Annotated in this window: 15 protein-coding genes and 1 pseudogene; 6 read left to right on the top strand and 10 right to left on the bottom strand. The window is 59.8% G+C overall.

Going from position 1 to position 15611, the window contains the following annotated elements; genetic code table 11:
* Positions 1–69 precede the first annotated feature (69 nt).
* Positions 70–1365 carry an HlyD family type I secretion periplasmic adaptor subunit gene (locus NKI88_RS26010; protein ID WP_348529083.1) on the top strand — a complete coding sequence of 432 codons (1296 nt, stop codon included), beginning with the start codon at positions 70–72 and terminating at the stop codon, positions 1363–1365.
* Between the two features lie 289 nt (positions 1366–1654).
* On the opposite strand, the gene NKI88_RS26005 is transcribed toward NKI88_RS26010, so the two are convergent.
* Complete coding sequence (locus NKI88_RS26005; protein ID WP_352658276.1) at positions 1655–3085, bottom strand: coiled-coil domain-containing protein; 1431 nt, start codon at positions 3083–3085, stop codon at positions 1655–1657.
* Between the two features lie 765 nt (positions 3086–3850).
* Here NKI88_RS26005 and NKI88_RS26000 point away from each other — a divergent pair.
* Positions 3851–4078, top strand: a complete 228-nt coding sequence (locus tag NKI88_RS26000; RefSeq protein WP_352658274.1) for an aminotransferase class I/II-fold pyridoxal phosphate-dependent enzyme — start codon at positions 3851–3853, stop codon at positions 4076–4078.
* Between the two features lie 1080 nt (positions 4079–5158).
* Here NKI88_RS26000 and NKI88_RS25995 read toward each other — a convergent pair.
* A complete protein-coding gene (locus NKI88_RS25995) occupies positions 5159–5671 on the bottom strand; it encodes a response regulator (RefSeq protein ID WP_023753040.1) in 513 nt (170 codons plus the stop codon).
* A gap of 178 nt (positions 5672–5849) precedes the next feature.
* On the opposite strand from NKI88_RS25995, the gene NKI88_RS25990 reads away from it, so the two are divergent.
* From NKI88_RS25990 to NKI88_RS25975, 4 genes are all read left to right on the top strand, one after another.
* Complete coding sequence (locus NKI88_RS25990; protein WP_352658271.1) at positions 5850–6020, top strand: hypothetical protein; 171 nt, start codon at positions 5850–5852, stop codon at positions 6018–6020.
* A gap of 112 nt (positions 6021–6132) precedes the next feature.
* Complete coding sequence (locus NKI88_RS25985; RefSeq protein WP_023670915.1) at positions 6133–6366, top strand: hypothetical protein; 234 nt, start codon at positions 6133–6135, stop codon at positions 6364–6366.
* A 98-nt stretch (positions 6367–6464) separates the two neighbouring features.
* On the top strand, positions 6465–6710 hold the full coding sequence (locus tag NKI88_RS25980; RefSeq protein WP_352658269.1) for a hypothetical protein: 246 nt from the start codon (positions 6465–6467) through the stop codon (positions 6708–6710).
* Between the two features lie 1145 nt (positions 6711–7855).
* Entirely contained in the window at positions 7856–8047 is a 192-nt protein-coding gene (locus NKI88_RS25975; RefSeq protein WP_023699954.1) for a hypothetical protein, read from the top strand.
* On the opposite strand, the pseudogene NKI88_RS31870 reads toward NKI88_RS25975, so the two are convergent.
* From NKI88_RS31870 to NKI88_RS25940, 8 genes and pseudogenes are all read right to left on the bottom strand, one after another.
* Positions 7975–8149 (bottom strand): annotated as a pseudogene (locus NKI88_RS31870) (sunset domain-containing protein); the annotation flags it as partial. The gene NKI88_RS25975 and the pseudogene NKI88_RS31870 overlap by 73 nt on opposite strands.
* Positions 8150–8840: 691 nt before the next feature.
* Positions 8841–9101 carry an SOS response-associated peptidase family protein gene (locus NKI88_RS25970; protein ID WP_352658267.1) on the bottom strand — a complete coding sequence of 87 codons (261 nt, stop codon included), beginning with the start codon at positions 9099–9101 and terminating at the stop codon, positions 8841–8843.
* A 418-nt stretch (positions 9102–9519) separates the two neighbouring features.
* Positions 9520–10272, bottom strand: a complete 753-nt coding sequence (locus NKI88_RS25965; RefSeq protein WP_352658265.1) for a GGDEF domain-containing protein — start codon at positions 10270–10272, stop codon at positions 9520–9522.
* 165 nt (positions 10273–10437) lie between these two features.
* Positions 10438–11145: a thermonuclease family protein gene (locus NKI88_RS25960; protein ID WP_352658263.1), complete on the bottom strand. Its 708-nt coding sequence runs from the start codon at positions 11143–11145 to the stop codon at positions 10438–10440.
* 13 nt (positions 11146–11158) lie between these two features.
* Entirely contained in the window at positions 11159–12358 is a 1200-nt protein-coding gene (locus NKI88_RS25955; protein WP_352658261.1) for an ABC transporter substrate-binding protein, read from the bottom strand.
* A gap of 98 nt (positions 12359–12456) precedes the next feature.
* Positions 12457–13167, bottom strand: a complete 711-nt coding sequence (locus NKI88_RS25950) for a lytic transglycosylase domain-containing protein (RefSeq protein WP_245263024.1) — start codon at positions 13165–13167, stop codon at positions 12457–12459.
* 81 nt (positions 13168–13248) lie between these two features.
* Positions 13249–13617 (bottom strand): hypothetical protein, encoded by a 369-nt coding sequence (locus NKI88_RS25945; RefSeq protein WP_352658259.1) that lies wholly within the window; start codon positions 13615–13617, stop codon positions 13249–13251.
* A 72-nt stretch (positions 13618–13689) separates the two neighbouring features.
* The coding region (locus tag NKI88_RS25940; RefSeq protein ID WP_352658257.1) for an SPM autocatalytic domain-containing protein at positions 13690–15611 on the bottom strand (1922 nt) is incomplete at its 5' end.

The following is a 15611-nucleotide window of genomic DNA, read 5'->3' as shown; positions in this document are numbered from 1 at the left end:
AATATTTTTTTGTCTGAGGCGACGATGGCTCCATCGTCCCCGATCGCCAATGGGAGCCGGCGCAACGCGATGATTTCGGGCACGCGCGATGGAATCGGGGCCAACCTGATCCTGGGTGCGGCGGTCACGGTTATGTTGCTTGCCGGCGGCGGGCTCTGGCTCGGACTGACCAAGATTGCTGGCGCGGTAATTGCGCCGGCGACCGTGGTGATCGAGAGCAACATAAAGAAGGTCCAGCATCTGACGGGCGGCACGATAGGGGGCATCTTCGCGCAAGATGGGGATCATGTACGGGCCGGCGATGTGATGGCACGATTGGACGACACGCTGACACGGGCCAATCTGCAGATAATTAGCAAGGATCTTGATCGGGCAACGGTTCGGCTTGTGCGGCTGGAGGCAGAGCGGCAAGGCCTGTCGGAGATGCAGCTTCCGTTCAGCCTTCAAGCGCGAATGGGCGAGCCGGAGCTGGCTGCGCTGGTGAACGGTGAGCGCACGCTGTTCGACAGCCGCGCTACGGCCCTCAAGGGGCAGAAGGCACAGTTGCAAAGCCGCTCAAAGCAACTCGAACGCCAAGTTGAGGGCCTCAAGGCGCAACAGACCGCGGAAGAACAATCCGTGGTCCTGCTGGATGGCGATCTTGTCGATGTACAGGCGCTTTTTACAAAGAAACTGGTGTCCAAAGAGCGACTTAGCAACATCAGACTGGATGCCACCCGGGCGCACGGAGAATCAGGGCGCCTCGCGGCGGCAGTTGCCGAGGCGCAGGCCCGGATCAGCGAGACCGAATTGCAGATTCTTCAGCTCGATGAACAAAGGCGTAGTGACGTGACGAGCGAACTTCGTGAAACGGAAGCCAAGCAAACCGAACTCAGCGAGCGCAAGGTTGTGGCACAGGACGAACTGGCCAAAACCACCATCCGCGCTCCGCAATCGGGAACGGTACAGGAATCTTCCATTCACACGATCGGCGGCGTGATTGCCGCGGGCGAGGTTCTCATGATGATTGTCCCTGACACCGGCAACCTTGTCGTCGACGCGCTGATTGCGCCGTCGCGCATAGATGACGTTCGTCCAGGTCAGCGGGTCTCGATCCGGTTTCCGGCTTTCGACGCCGGCACCACGCCTGCCTGCCAAGGGTCTGTCAAGCGCATCTCGGCGGACCTGATAAAAGATCAACAGCGCCAGCTTTCTTATTTCTCGGCGCGCATCAATGTCGAAGACAAGTCCACATGTCTGACCGATGCCAAAGTGCTCAAACCCGGTATGCCAGCGGAGGTTCACATAAGTACGGACGAACACAGCGTCTGGTCTTATCTGCTGAAGCCACTTACCGACCAGATGTCGAGGGCTTTCCGGCAATGACATGGCGGGTGTGGGCGGTCGACCGCGGGCACACTGCAGGCGTGCTTGCTGACATACTGGCTGGTAGGCGACGTGATGCCGGACAGGGGTGACGCCGGCGGACGATGCGCGAGCTCGTCTGGGACATTGTCCCGGCTACAAGGCCCCAACAGGATTTTCCTGGCCGCCTCACCAAGTCCTGCTCCGACAACAGCGTTAGCGTCCTGTCATCTTTTGCGCAACAAAGAGCGCATACCGTTCCACGATCATCGACAGGGGCAATTGCCTCACGAGGAGAGGTTCTTTGCCCCTACGACGCGGCGAGGGCCCTCCGGCGGACACGGCGTGCGGCATGCACCGTTCGGTCTGCAGTCACCGCTACATTTGCCACGTCAGATGTATGCGGCAAGGCGTTCGCGCTTCCATGCGACCTCTTGTAGGGCAGCAATTCCCTGACCCGAGCATTGACCGAGGCAATTTCGACCCGCAAGTCCTCACATTCCTGCCGTCTCACATCGAGTTCAATCTGATCGGACGCCTGCTGCATGGACAGTTGCGCAAAATCTGCGGTGATCTTGGAAAGGTTCACCTTGTTGGTTTCGGCCTCCTCAGCGAGTGCGGCCAACCTTTCGTCAGTCACCTGTTTTTCCGCCAGGGCGTCGCTCCATTGTAGCTGGAGCCTGGCGATCTCGGCCGCGGCCTCGTTGTTTGCGATTGAGGCGAGTTCGAAGCGCGATTGGAGGCTTTGAACTTCTGAGCGCAATCCTCGGTTCTCAGCCTGGCAGCGTTTAAGCTCGCCATCCATGTCCGCCTGCATAATCCTGGCTGCTTCGGTCACCTCCCATAACTTGGCCTGCGCAACCTCGAGTGAGGTGTGCAATTTGATTGCCTCTTTTTCGCTCTTGCCGAGCGCACTCAGCATTTCGGAATTTCGCGCAGCTTCGTTGGCATGGATCGTCGAGAAGGCATCCAGCCTATGCCGTGCCTCTTCCTCCCGCTTCATGGCCTTTTCCAGGTCAATAGACAGGCTCACATTTTTTTCACGCAGCTGTTTGTTCTCTCGGGAGCGCCTGTCGGCCTCGACATTTGCGGCGGCAAGCATGTTCGTGAGGTCGCCAAATTCCGCTTCGTTCTTTGTGGTGGTGTTCGCCGCTTCGACCAGCTCCAGCCTTGCCGCGGCCAACGCGCCACGGAGCACTTCACACTCCTGAACAAGGCTTGCCTGGCGCTGCTGCAATGTCTCGATGGTGCCTTGACGCTCACAGTACCGTCTGTTCAGGTCATTGAGTGTTTCCGACAAGTTCCTTTGATCTGCGATCAGATTTTGATTCGCCAGCTCCAGTTCGTTCGCACGGAGAATGTCCGCGTGAAGGATGTGAAAAAACTCGAACGTCAGTTGACATGTGCCTGTAATTTCGGAGATTTTTGCGTTGATGTCCTCGAAATGGAGCTTGGCATCGTGGAACAAGCCGTTAAACGAGCTCACGGCAGCAATTCGGCTCTGCGTGTGTGAGGTCAGCCGATGCGCTGGTATCGGCGAGCTATCATCGTCGTCGCCGGCACCGCCCTCACTCCGTACGCTTTCATCCTGTTCGTTGTTGTCGCCTGCCATGTTTGGCACGTCGGCGACATCCTCCAAATCGAGGCACTGGTCGACAGCGTTAGCCAAGTCAGCTTCGAGATCGTCGAACGACCTCTCCACATTGTCCTCGGCGCGTCTGATCAAATCCCTGAACTTCATGACTTCATCCCCTGCAGCCGCATGCCCGGAACCATTGAGGCACGAGGACTGAGATGCTTTTGTATCGAGAGCTCAACTCAGCGTCTTCGTTCAATCAAACGATGCCAGGGCGCCGGCGCCGCGAGGAGCCGAGAGCTGCGATTGGAAGGCCCTACATCGGTCTAGGTGCCTGCTGACTTATTCTTGAGGACTGCGCGACTCCCCTTCTTGCCATCGTCTTGGCGTCAATGGTGTGTTGCCTGGGCACATTAACGCTCAGGTGCAGAAGCCCCGACGAACGGCCCGGCACAGCCTCTTGTGGGGCGCATCAGGCGGCCGGGCCTAACCGGCGGTTGAGTGTTTTGGTTTGCCGGCTGACTCACCATGCGACCTTGGCGAGGCAAGCGCATCATTCGAACGAATTGGGGACCGGCCGCGTGGCCGCCCAATCACACTAAGCTTCCGTTGCCGGAGCTGGCGACGAGGTGCTTTGCCTTGAGCCTTGGTATGCCACATACGAAGCGGCAATACGCGCGCAGTGGCCCGACCCGTCAAACTATCGCTGCAAAATGCGCGGCGGAAGGTGTCCGAGGATATTCTCCGTGCAGTGGTAGGAGATCGAACGCGGGCGATCTTGCTGAACTCCCCAACAATCCCGGCGGATATGTGTTCGGCAAGGAGGATCATTGCCACATTTGCCGAGCGGCACAATCTATGGATCATCAGCGATGAGGTTTACCGCAGCACAGTGTTCGACGGCGAGTTCCTCTCAATAGCATTCCCGGAATGAGAGAGCGGACGATAATTGTGAACAGCCTGTCGAAGTCTCATGCAATGACCGGCTGGAGGCTAGGGTGGACGCTTGGGCCGGTCTCGGCATCAGTTCATCTGGAAAATCTTGCGCAATGCATGCTCTTCGGATCGCCGACCTGTATTCAGGATGCCGCTGCGGTGACTCTCGATGAGGCGGTGACGCAGAGATGCGTTTCTTTTCGGACGCCCTTCTGCCGTTGATGTTGACCATTGCTGTGCGGATGTTCGCCGGGATATGCGTGAACCTTATCGTCCGCTGCGGCGCTCAATTTGCTTGGGGTTCTTGGAATCGTTCCGAACTTTCTCCTTGCGCCTCCGATCGAGTTGCGCGTGCTCATGCGGGGCGCTGAGGTGTCTCGATCCGCAGTGGCGCGGCCATTATGCGACGAAGCCTATTAGCTTAGTTGAAATTTGTCCCCAGCGGACGGGAACGACGCTTGGCCATGTTAGTTGATGTGAATGGAGCAGCTAAGAAAAGATCTGGCATTGCTTACGCGACCGGGCTTCTGGATAGCTTTCGGCATTTTGTTGCTGCTTTACGGGATTCAGGTCTTTTTTCTAATTCGGGCATGCCAATGCCTTTAGCCTGGAACATCGATCCCCCTAGCTAGCTGAAACGCGGTCTGTCCATCTCCCGGCGGCTGCGGCGATAGCGTTGATCAACGATATATTCATTTATAAGCCTGCTATTCCCGGGGATGCCGAGGTTGGCAGCGCCTGCATCGTTGATTACGCACGTGGCGCTCCCCTCAAGATAGGTGGTTACCATTCTCGCGCTGCCGGTGAGCATTGGAGTCCGCACTGTGTTGGACGTGCGCTCATGCGTCGGGAAATTTCTTATAGACAGGGGAGGGTCTGTCAGCCTGGAAAATCACAAGCTGCCCCGCGAATGAGGAAGCAAAAAAGGTGCAAGACCAGATCGATTTCTTCCGGGCAACTCGGTCCTCGCATCATCGCCGATCAGCGGCCGTACCGTCGAGAACCAAAATGCGCACGATCTCAGCCGGTCGGCTTCGACCAAAACATGCGGACTACCGGACGGGGACAGTCGGTGCCGCGTCCCGTCCTGTGGCCGGCGCTATGCTGACGCTCCTACGGTATCCCGTTCACCGCCCGCGGCAGGAGGGCGAATTTCCTCCGTCCTGCGCGCGACAACCGTCCACTGTTGCGGCCGCACGCAGGACTGCGGCTTATACGCCGTTCTTCCTTTGAGCGGCGTCCAGTTCGCAGGGCTAAATCACCATTGGTATGCAGACGAGCCTCTCGGCGTCTGGACAGAGATCAATTGCGCTTTGCACCAGGGTTCCTGGATCGTAAGCTCCAAACACGCTGCAGTCGCCTGATATGGTCCACTACGTTGGCCGGCTCATACGGCTTCGCAAGGTGCGGGCCTTCCTGACAAAGGTCGCCCGCCGCGATCGCAGTTCGTTCTACTGCGGCAGAAAGCACTATTTTGACCTCGGGCTTGTTCTCGCGAACCCACTTCGACAGTTGGAACCCGTTCATGTTGCCCGGCAGGTCAACGTCACACAAGACGGTGTCCACACCGAACTCCGCATAGTTCAACGCTTGTTGCGCCTCACGTGCGAAATGGGCCTCAATCACCCTGTAGCCACAGTGGCGGAGATAGTCCGCGATGACGCATCGGGCGATGACGTCGCCGTCAACCACGAGGATCGTTTGGCTCTGTTGGTTCGGGGCTTCCATTGACGGAGAACGGTCAGCAACCGGCAGGGTTCCACGCATCATGACCTGCGCGGGATGCCGACCGAAGATCGCGGCGAGATCCTGCACGAAATGATCCCTGCCGGCGGGCGCATTTAATTCAGCGGAGCGATGCCGCACTGGTGACGCCGTTTGCCACCTGGTCGACGAGACGGGCTAGAAGGCATGGTCTCGAAGCTCGAGGCAGTCCATATCGCAGCGGCAAACGAGCGCTTGGCGCAAGATCAAGTGCTTTGAGGAAAAGGAAATGCAAATCATCGGTGCACAGCGCGAGCGCGGCAAAGCTACCCAGGTGATCATGGCTGAAAAGGGCCTCTACAAAGGCGGCGCACTCGTCAACTTCAATGCCGATGAGCGGCAAGCGCTTTGGGATCGTGTCCAGGGCAAGGTTGGCGGCCCCGGTCCCGAAGGGACATAAAAAGGAAAGGCCGAGTGGCTGAAGCCCGGACTGGTTGGCTGGGTCGAGACCCTCAAAGGCGAAGAGAAGCTGCGGCACGCAAGGCTGCTGGATTTCCGGGAGGATGATGCAAATGGCCATGCCTAAGAAAGATCAGGAACGCGCCACCTACGCCTGGATGTACGGCGCCCAAGCGCGCAAGGATGGCAAGGAGCGTGAGGTGCCAGCTTACTGGCAGGAACATGCCGACGCGTGGCTGCAGGGCTTTGACGGTGTGGCGATGGACGGTTTTGGCAAGACCAAAACCGTCAACAACGAGATGGAGGCCGAGGTCGACGAAGCTGCCGTCGAGCGCCCCGACGAATAGCCATTTTGCCGTATGCCGTATGGTCGTTTTTAATTGGAGAAGGGTTTCGTTGGGCCTATAAAGATTGCGTTTACCATTGCCTTTTTAGGGAGAATGCGATGGTTGCAACGCCCATAGAAACCGCTCAAGCGGCCACTGCGACTACGGCCACCTTGCTGAAGTGGCAGAAGTCCATGGAGGAACGCGCCACGTTTCGCCAGAACATGGATCAATCGCGCAGGGCGATCCAAGCCTCACGCGATCTGCTGAAGCGCCTTCGCCAACGTCATCGCGACGAGATGTCGGAAAGTTCGGAAAATGCCGACCCGTCTACTGCGCCGATATCGCAACGCGCCGGCAGCTAGCGGAGGCGACCAGAGCCGATGTGATGGGTAAAGTTTCACTGGCCATTCCTTGGGTGGGCAGGCAAGTTAAACTTTGTCAACCAGCGACTTTTTTCGCCCGCGTGGAAGTGCCACATGTCTTTCGACAAGGCGCACGTGCTCGGCCTCGACAGTCACCAATGGCCGGAGGCTGACGGTTACCTTGTCCCCCGTCGATGCGTGTGACAGGGCCGATCAATTCCATATGCTGGCCAATTACAGCCTTCGAAGTCGAATCGACAACAGAATGCGGGAAGTCGTAGGAGGGGATCGTCACGCTTATGCGATCGGGCGTCACCCGGCCGCGCACAATCGCCGTGACTGCGACCTCGTCGCCAACTTTGATACTTCCCCGAGCCATGCCCAAAACTTTGGAGCAGCCGGCGCCGGCGTCAAGATGAGGGCGAGCTAATAAAACCCTTCCGCGCCGCGATTGTGACGCGGGGCGATCCGATCGCCGCCAGCGACTTAGCGACCAATTGACGACGGCGGCCGAGAAGCCTGGCATCCCTGCCGACCAAATCAACGGCGAAATCGAAAGCGTCTTCGAACTGCTCTTAGAGGTGATGCGGCGCGAGAGTTGCGCGAGGAGAACCAGCCCGGAGGCTTCTCCGGGGCTGTGCCGGTCCTGTCCCGTTCCAGCGGATGAACTGCGCCTTCTGGCCGGTGACCGTCTCAATCGACTTCAACAGGGGTCCATGGGCCTCAGGTAGAGCTTGGCAGTGCTCCCTGTGGTACGCCAGGAGCGGCCCGGCGATGCTCTTGTGCAGCGCTTCGGCTGCCGCCAGGAAGCGCTCGATTTCAGCCCGGGAAAGCTGTTCGGAAGGTTTGTTCTGGCCATTGGCGCTCTCCATTGAGGGCGTCGCCGCAACGAGGACCATAATCCTACATGCCAGGCCGTCTGACAAGCGCCTCGCCGGTCTTACCTGAAGGAAGACGCAGGGCCACGGCGCCAAGCGGAGCCATCAGGAGCAACCCGCAAAGATGAGCAACGGCAGGCCCGGCGACCTCCTTTGGCACATGGGACAAACAAGAAGGGCGCCGAGCCTTACCGGCGCTGCTTTGTGAGGGAGACGACGCCGGATGATGAGAGTATGCGATCATGCTAATGTCTGCGAACCATGCGAATGAAGGAAAGCCGCGTGGCAGTGCCAATCAACGACGTTGAGACCAAGGTCGGCGGGTGCGATCAGGTTCGGACCATGATGACGGGCTGGTGGGCCTGCACATGGTGGTGGCTACCGCGCTACCGCCTTGCTTTGCGCCAGCCGGCGGCCCATGCCTCTGCCTCGCTGCACAGCCAGCGCTCGCTGTACTGAAACTGATCGTCGTCTTCCAGTAATGCTCCTGCCCTGGAACGTGATAAATCGCTCATCGGTACTGGTGGAAATGTTGCCCTTGATATCGCAGCTCCCCGCGCCGGCCGTGCGGGTGCCACTCAGCCAGCCAGCTGGGATGAGCCGGTCAGGGAACCATCACCAGCGCCGGCAGATATTGCCGTCGCCACATCCACCGCCCCTTTGCGTTCTTGCGCCAGCGGTCGGCCTGATCCGCACCTTGATGACGCTGGACTTTGCCCACGCCCTCTCCCCCGAGTGCAGAATGCTTCCAAAGCGGTAGCGAGTCCAGACCGGAACATTAGCGCCGACTAACGGTTAGTTCGGCAGTGTTCCGAACCGTGATTGGTAGAGCGTTGGTGGCGTTTCATCTTGTCTATTTTTCCGGCCTGACGGCAGACCAGCTGCTAGGCAGCGCCGTTTCTATGATAGTGTGTTTGCTGCTTTATCACGCTCTAGCTACGGACCCCTAACTGATGGTCCACTTCCCGGCTACCCGGCAATCGAAGGTCGCGCGACGTTCCCGACTTTTTCAGCATGATGAGAAGCGCCTCTAGGATTTGTTGTGCGCCCGTAGCCAGTGCCCATGCATTCGCGACGATCTCTTGCTGACGCTCTGTCATCCCGCCCTCCTAAAATATGTGGTCGGAGCGTGCTTTAGAAAGCTTCGCCCCAGCAGGGGCGTGCTTGACGATTTCGGCGAACAGAAAAAGCCGCCGGCTCCGCCCGACCAGGCCGGGATGGTCGTTGGGAAATTTGTTGACGGCGCTCGTGTTCACTTCACGTCCAACGCGGTTGAACTGCAGCTGACCGTCGATGTCGTGGCTGAGAATGTCCTTGAGGCTGGTCCTTTGGTCCCCTGGTCCAGCCAGGCGTCATAGTATGCCTGGTAGAGAATGAGAGGCTGCTGATCATGCAACTGCTTCATCGGTTCTGCGGCAGGCTTTGTGATGATGGTGCAGCTGGTTATGTCGAGATTGGAATTGTAAGCCCAAAGTCCGGCGAACGAGAAAGGCGCGTGGCCTGGCTGGGGCAAAACGCGCAGCGAAGGAGAGGCAATGAGCGCGTTCGCTATTGTTCTCCCTGAGCAGCACGTTCACGCGGCGGGTGCTCGGCCGGCAAGCTCGTACCCTGAGCGCCGAACCTGATGCTACTCGCGCGGCGGGTGTCTCAGCCTGTCAGGAGTTCGGCGGCAGGAGCATGGTCCCATAGCCGGCCATCAAGGCGATCAAGGTTGCTGCAACCAGCGGCAACCAGAACTTGATCGGTCCGGCAATACTGCCAGCGATGCGCGGCCGATGCCATCAGCACCGTCAGGAGCCAGACCTCCCACGGGTTGAAACCGCCCCATGGGTCAATCGTCCGGTTTGGCAACAAGGGCAAGATGATCGCTGTCGCAGCCGTGCGGCAAGACATATTTGCGGCGGTGTTCCTCCGGCAACGAGTCGTCTCAGCTAGTTGTGGAGGTGCGACAGTTGAAGTCCAGGCTGGTGCTCCATGCCGGATAACAGCGATTCCGCCGATCGGAACATGTCCTCGAATTCCAACTCGTTTTCAAACACCACGCCGCCGACGCTGATGGTCAGCGTGTCCGCGGTTCCTTTTGGCGCGAAATAGGCTTGGGCCACGCGCGCCCGGATACGGTCGCCGATCTCCCTGGCGTCGTCTTCTGTCGCACCGGGCAGAAAGACCCCGAACATGGAGGTTCCGATCCGGCCCACCAGATCTTCCTTGCGTACCGATGACTGGATGGTCGAGGCTATGAGCCGCAAGGCTTCGTCACCCCAGCCAAGGCCGAAGCGCAGATTGATGGACCTGATGTGTTCGGGATGAATGACCAGGAAGGCGCCAGATCTTGGACCAGACGATTTTGGCCTGGTTGCTCTCCTTTCGACCATCGACGTGAAGACCGTCCGGTTGAGGCAGCCTGTCAGACTGTCAAAGGTCGCCGACTTGTTGAGTTCCCTTCGATAACGGACGAGCTCGGTCCGCTGCAGGCCAATGAACAGCAAAAGCGGGCCACCGACGATGACCGGCAACAGGATCGCTGTGACCATGCTGCGGCCAAACGGCGTCAAGGCTTCCGAGAACAGAAGCAGATAATTTAGGCCAACCGAGAGGAGCAGAATTCCCGCCGATCCCAGGGCAGTCAGCCATGCGACATCTTTCCATTGCCGGGGCGAGCTATTCGCCATTGGTGTCATCATTAGCCAATCTCCCGCCTGATCGGCTGTCATAAGGCCAAGGTGCTGCACTTTCAGTTTCGAGGAAACATACAATTTTAGTAATGGCGCAATCACCTACCATTGGCCTGAAATCAGGCCTTCAAAAGCAAGGCTACGGCGGCAAAAGCAAAGACACCGAATTGTCGGCTATTGTGGCGGGCCGAATATCCCCATCTCCGCGTCTCTGGCCACTGCCTCCGCCTTGCCATAGATGCCACTCGCCAGGGCCGTCGCCCAGCCATTGGAAACAAGCCAGGCGCCGACATCCTGCTTGCCCAAGCTGCACGGTGCCGCAATGGCAAAACGATCGATTTCCGGCGGCACGACGCATTTCAGCGCCCGGCCGCGCAGCCAGGAATTGAACGTCGCGCGCGCACGCTGGCCGCAAGGCCAGGCGATGCCACGAAAGGAACAGGTCGCATCCAGGTCAATGCCTTGGATCCCGCTGATGGCTACCTTGCGCCCCATCGATTCGAAGGTTGCCGACGAGGTGGCAACCGGTTGGTACAGCAGGACCTCTTTCCAATCCTTTGGCATCCGCATCCCTGCAGGCGAAGCCAGACCAAGGTCGCTGAGCGGCGGGCGCGGCTCGACCCGTTCGATTTGCGCCGGATCAAGCTGTGGCGGCGCGATAAGGTCCTGAGCAATCTTGCGTGCCCGTCCTCGCCATGGCGTATTGGCGGCGCTCGGAGGTGGTCGCATTGCCTGGCTATGATCGATGGATTGACGTGGCGCCGGCCGATTGTTCGGAAGCAGATCTGCGGCCCGGATGATCAACAAGACCCCTGCCAGGAGGAGCAGGCTTCCGAGCGCTATCAAGCGATTGTGCCTCAGCCAGCCCATCAACTCAAGCAAGGTTCCTTGCCCCTCAATACCCCGATGTCGATTTGGCGACCAGCTTGAGTGCGCCTTTTCGAACCTGATAGAAGGGCATGGATCGCTCACTGGAGCCATCCGCCCGAAACCGGAACAGGCCGGTCGATCCGCGAAATCCGCTCCGATTTTCGAGCACCTGCTTGCTGAAGCCGTCAGGCCCGGCCGAACTTGCAATTCCTGCTGTCAGGGCGACCATATCATAGGCGTAGGCGACATTGGCGTCGGCTGGATAATTGTAGGTCGTCTTGAAGCGGTCGGCGATCGGGCCGGTTTCGGTTGGGTCGAGCGTGGCGATGTAGGAGCTCTCAAACAGCGGCTCCATCGGATGTTCCAGCCAGCGGTTGGTTCCAACGACGGCAATTGCTTTTCCAGGAATGCCTTTCGTTTTGAGCGCCGCAAGGATCTGCGCCGGATTGTCGTCGCCGCTGGCGATGATGATGGCATCGGGAGCCTCGACCAGCGAGCCCATATCATTGACCACTTTGGTGCCGCCATCGCCGGCCGGATACGGAATGGTGACGGCGAGCGTCGCGCCATAGATGCTGAGGCTGTTGGCGACCCGCTTTTCAACCGCGCCGGCATTCGCTCCTGCCGCGACGAGCAACACGAACTTCTTGCTGCCTTTGGCCGCCAGGCCGGCTGCGCCCGCGGCCGCGCTGTCGGCCTCGTTGAGGCGCACCGCATAGACGCCCGGGCCGCCGGCGAAATTGTCGGCCAGCGCCAGCACCGGCGGCCGCTTCGATCCCGACAGCTTGGCAATGTGCTGAGCCGCGGCAAGTTCCACCGGGCCGATGACGATCGTGGCTCCGGTGGTGATCGCCTTCACCGCCAATTCGCTGGCGTGCGCGCTGTCGCCCATGGTGTCCTCGACCGTGACCGTGAGCAGGACGTTTCCAAGGTCGGCCATCGCCAGCTTGGTCGCATCGAGCATCTTCCTGCCGTTTTCGCCGGCGTTGCCCGGGGCCGACAAAGGCAGCAGCATCGTGACCTTCGTCGATCCCGTGCCGAGCGATCGCGTGGCTTGGGCCGGGCTGGCAGCGGTGCCGGCGGCCGGCGCTCCAGGTGCGGCGATCGCCGCCGGGTCGAGCGCGTCCGAGACGCTGCCCTTCGACTGGCAGCCCGACACCATGCCCGCGAACGCAAAGACGATCGCCCACGTCCACAAACCGTGTCGCTGCCGGCCAGAATCCATGATGCCTCCCTCATATCCCGCCGGGTATTTGTCCCGGTCTCATCCGTTCATCTTACGGCAGACTTGCCTCGCCGTCTTTGCAATTGCTGGATTATGGCTCAGCCGTCGAAAAGTCTTGCCCGGAGCGCCTTGATCATTCTGGCTTGCCCGGCGCTTCGATAGTCCGCGCATTTCATGTATCGCGGGCCCGGCACGAACAGTCGGCGCACACAAATCCGCCTCGCCGGGGCAGGGGCACCATCGTCTCCTGCTGTCGGGAATGCGGAGAATCCGAACGTCGCCACCGGCAATGGCCCGGCCACCGCAAAACCTTCTCTCGCCAGGATTGCACGCGCACGCCGGCAGTAGCGGACCGAAAGTTCGGAGAACCGGGTTTCACCGTGCCCGGCACGATACTTCATGACGGTGGTGCAGAGATCGCCTGCGGCAAGGCTGTTTGCCTGCGCCAGATATCTGACGCCGAGCGCGATGTTGGTCGCCGGCGCGCCAAGCTCGTCGAGCGAGCCACGAAAGCCCAGCATTCGGGCCGTCGCGGGCATTACCTGCATCAACCCGACCTCACCATCGGCGCCGTGCACATCGGGATCGAATCCGCTTTCGATCTCCATCACCGCGTGCGCCAGCACCGGTTCCAAGCCGTAGAGCGATGCCTGGCATGTCGCAAACGCCTTGAATGTCGCGCGAGTCCATTCGGAGGCGGCGTCGCAGCGAACCGGCCGCCTCAAGCCGAACGGTGCTGGTCTCTCCAGGCTAGGTCGTTCCAGCCAGTTGGCGCGGGCTTGCGTGGCAAGCTGGCCAAAACCGGTCAATGCGATCGCTCCGGCGATCGCCCTCGTCAATCGTCCGCCGACCATCGGGTCAGCCAACCGGCACTGCCGGATCCCTTCCGGTCAGTTCATGTACTCGACCATGCGGTCGTGGAAGCATTCGCACTTGTTGAGGGTGTCTTCGTCCTTGTAGTTCGTCTTGAGGTAGCCATAGGCCATGCCGCAGGCGACCTTGGCTTCCGACGCCCAGATGAAGGCGGGGCGCGAAGAATTGATCCATTCCGAGCTGTTGGCGACGGCCACCGACTCGTCCATCAGCTTCACCACCTCGGCCTTGAGATCGACGATGTTGTCGGTCAGGACCAGGTTCGATGTGCCGACGGTCCGGCAATAGTCGGCCACCGGCCCTTCGATGATGTCGGCGGCGAAGCCAGTCGATCCAGCCAACAGCAGCGCCGCGGCCGAAGCCAGCAATCTTGCACAACGCTTCATTTAAGTCCCTCTCCAAACTGCGGTTTTATGTTTCGCTAATATGTAGCATGAGAGTACGGCCACGCATAAGTGCTAAATCGTGGCCGTGTGCTGTTGATGTTGTGTGTCGTCGTAGAGGATGTTGATCGTGCCGGTGGCAGGCGCATTCTGCAGAACGGCGACATCCACGAAGTTGGCCGCGTTGCCCGAGCCGCTGGTATCGACGCTCACGGTGCTGGTCGCGGTGTCGTAATGCACATAGTCGGCCATGTTGCCGGTCGGCGCCTTGTCGAACAACGCGCTCAAGTCGATCTTGTCCCCTTCACCGGCATGGTAGTCGGCGATCAGATCCTTGATGTTTAGATTGTCGATCTTGAACGTGTCGGCTCCCGAAGTGCCGGCGATGGCGGCCGTGCTTCCGGAGCTAGCGTTATCGTAGTTGCCGAAGCCGATGTCGCCGACCGCGGCTATCTGACCGTCGGCGGTCGTGAAGGTGGCTTCGCCATAGGTCAAGACCGAGCCGTCCGCCGAAACCGAGTGCTGATTGTTGCTATCGAGGCCGATCTCGACGATACCCAAGGCGGCCAGAGATTTGAACTCGCCCGAATCCGACACGCCGTTGCCGTTGGCATCTTGCCAGACACCAAATTGCGCAAAGTCGTGGTCGGCGGCAGTCAGCTTGCCATCATGATTTGTGTCATAGAGCTGCTCGAGCGCGGCAAGGTCGGTCGCAGCGCCGGCGGCATGTTGGGTGAACACGATCTCCGAACCGTTGTTCACCTTGCCGTCGCCATTGAGATCGATCGCCAGGATACCGTCATGCGTATCGACCCAGGCGGTTTTCGAAGCGACGCCATCGCCGTTATAGTCGAACGAAACGGTGGAGTGCGTCAGATCGGTGGTGTGGATTCCATCATGGTTGAGGTCGAGTACGACCGGAGCGGCAATGGCAAAAGGTATCAGTCCGGCCGCCACGTGGACAGTGAAATTCGCCGTCGTTGTTGTGTCCCCGTCGCCATCCGTGAGTTGCAACGCGACCGGAATTGTATGGTCGACCGTGGTGCTCGTGACCCCGACATCCGTCAGGTTCAGCTTGGTCTTGCCCGACGACTCATAGGCGTCGACCCATGCGATCTGCGTTCCGGCAGGCGATGTGATCGTCAGCAACGTCGCACCGACCGCCGGAGTGAAGGAAGCCGTGGTTCCGTTGGTGTAGTGGGCGACGAACTCGATCTTGTCGCCGGCGGTAACCGCATCGAACGAAAACTTGGCATAGCTAACAGTCGCGAGGGTGATGGCCGGAGCCGTATAGCCGCCCGGGCCGTCATAGTCGTCCGGCGTCCCGAAATCGAAACGCATGAACTCGCCTCCGTCGAAATTGTTGTTGCCGAGGCCCCAACCTGCTGACGAACCGTTGACGTTGCTTGTTTGTGTCAACGATGGCATGCCGCCGGCCAGCCATGCCGTCTCGTGTGGTGAGGTGAAGGAGCCGCCGGCATCCGTTGGCGCCCATCCGGTCACCATCACGACATTCTGACCGCCCGCCGTCACCACGATGGAATTGCTGGGGCCGGAGCCGAAGGCGCCGCTCGATGCAACGGAGACATTACTGACAGTGCCGTCCAAAGGTGCCAAAAGGTCGAACGTGTACTGCCCCGACGTACCGGCATTCGGATTAACGGTGATGGTAAAGACCGCCGTGTCGCCTGCATCATGGCTTCCGTTGTTGTTGTTGTCGGCATAGGCGGTCAACACGCTGCCGGACTGCTCCGTGATGAGGTTGTGGCCGGCCGAAGTGATGCCTGTTGTGTTGGCAGTGATCGTCATGGTGGCCCCCGCGCCGTCGGCGCCGGGGACGAAGTGGAGTGTTCCAACGGCCGGCGTTTGCGACGTATCGGTGCTTGCCTGCTGGCTTTGCACGGTTCCCAATGTCGGCACGTCATCGACGATGTTGACGGACAGCGTGCCTGTGGCGTTCTGGCCGTCCTGGTCGGTGAGCGAGACGGCAAGGTTCT

The organism is Mesorhizobium sp. M0317, from assembly GCF_040321555.1.
GTDB lineage: Bacteria > Pseudomonadota > Alphaproteobacteria > Rhizobiales > Rhizobiaceae > Mesorhizobium.
This window is presented reverse-complemented; position numbering and strand designations above follow the sequence as displayed.

Coding starts and splice junctions, on each gene's coding strand:
- NKI88_RS25945 (WP_352658259.1), bottom strand. CDS start 13,617: ATGAAGCGTTGTGCAAGATTGCTGGCTTCGGCCGCGGCGCTGCTGTTG.
- NKI88_RS26010 (WP_348529083.1), top strand. CDS start 70: ATGATTTCGGGCACGCGCGATGGAATCGGGGCCAACCTGATCCTGGGT.
- NKI88_RS25990 (WP_352658271.1), top strand. CDS start 5,850: ATGCAAATCATCGGTGCACAGCGCGAGCGCGGCAAAGCTACCCAGGTG.
- NKI88_RS26000 (WP_352658274.1), top strand. CDS start 3,851: ATGAGAGAGCGGACGATAATTGTGAACAGCCTGTCGAAGTCTCATGCA.
- NKI88_RS25985 (WP_023670915.1), top strand. CDS start 6,133: ATGGCCATGCCTAAGAAAGATCAGGAACGCGCCACCTACGCCTGGATG.
- NKI88_RS25980 (WP_352658269.1), top strand. CDS start 6,465: ATGGTTGCAACGCCCATAGAAACCGCTCAAGCGGCCACTGCGACTACG.
- NKI88_RS26005 (WP_352658276.1), bottom strand. CDS start 3,085: ATGAAGTTCAGGGATTTGATCAGACGCGCCGAGGACAATGTGGAGAGG.
- NKI88_RS25955 (WP_352658261.1), bottom strand. CDS start 12,358: ATGGATTCTGGCCGGCAGCGACACGGTTTGTGGACGTGGGCGATCGTC.
- NKI88_RS25975 (WP_023699954.1), top strand. CDS start 7,856: ATGAAGGAAAGCCGCGTGGCAGTGCCAATCAACGACGTTGAGACCAAG.
- NKI88_RS25965 (WP_352658265.1), bottom strand. CDS start 10,272: ATGATGACACCAATGGCGAATAGCTCGCCCCGGCAATGGAAAGATGTC.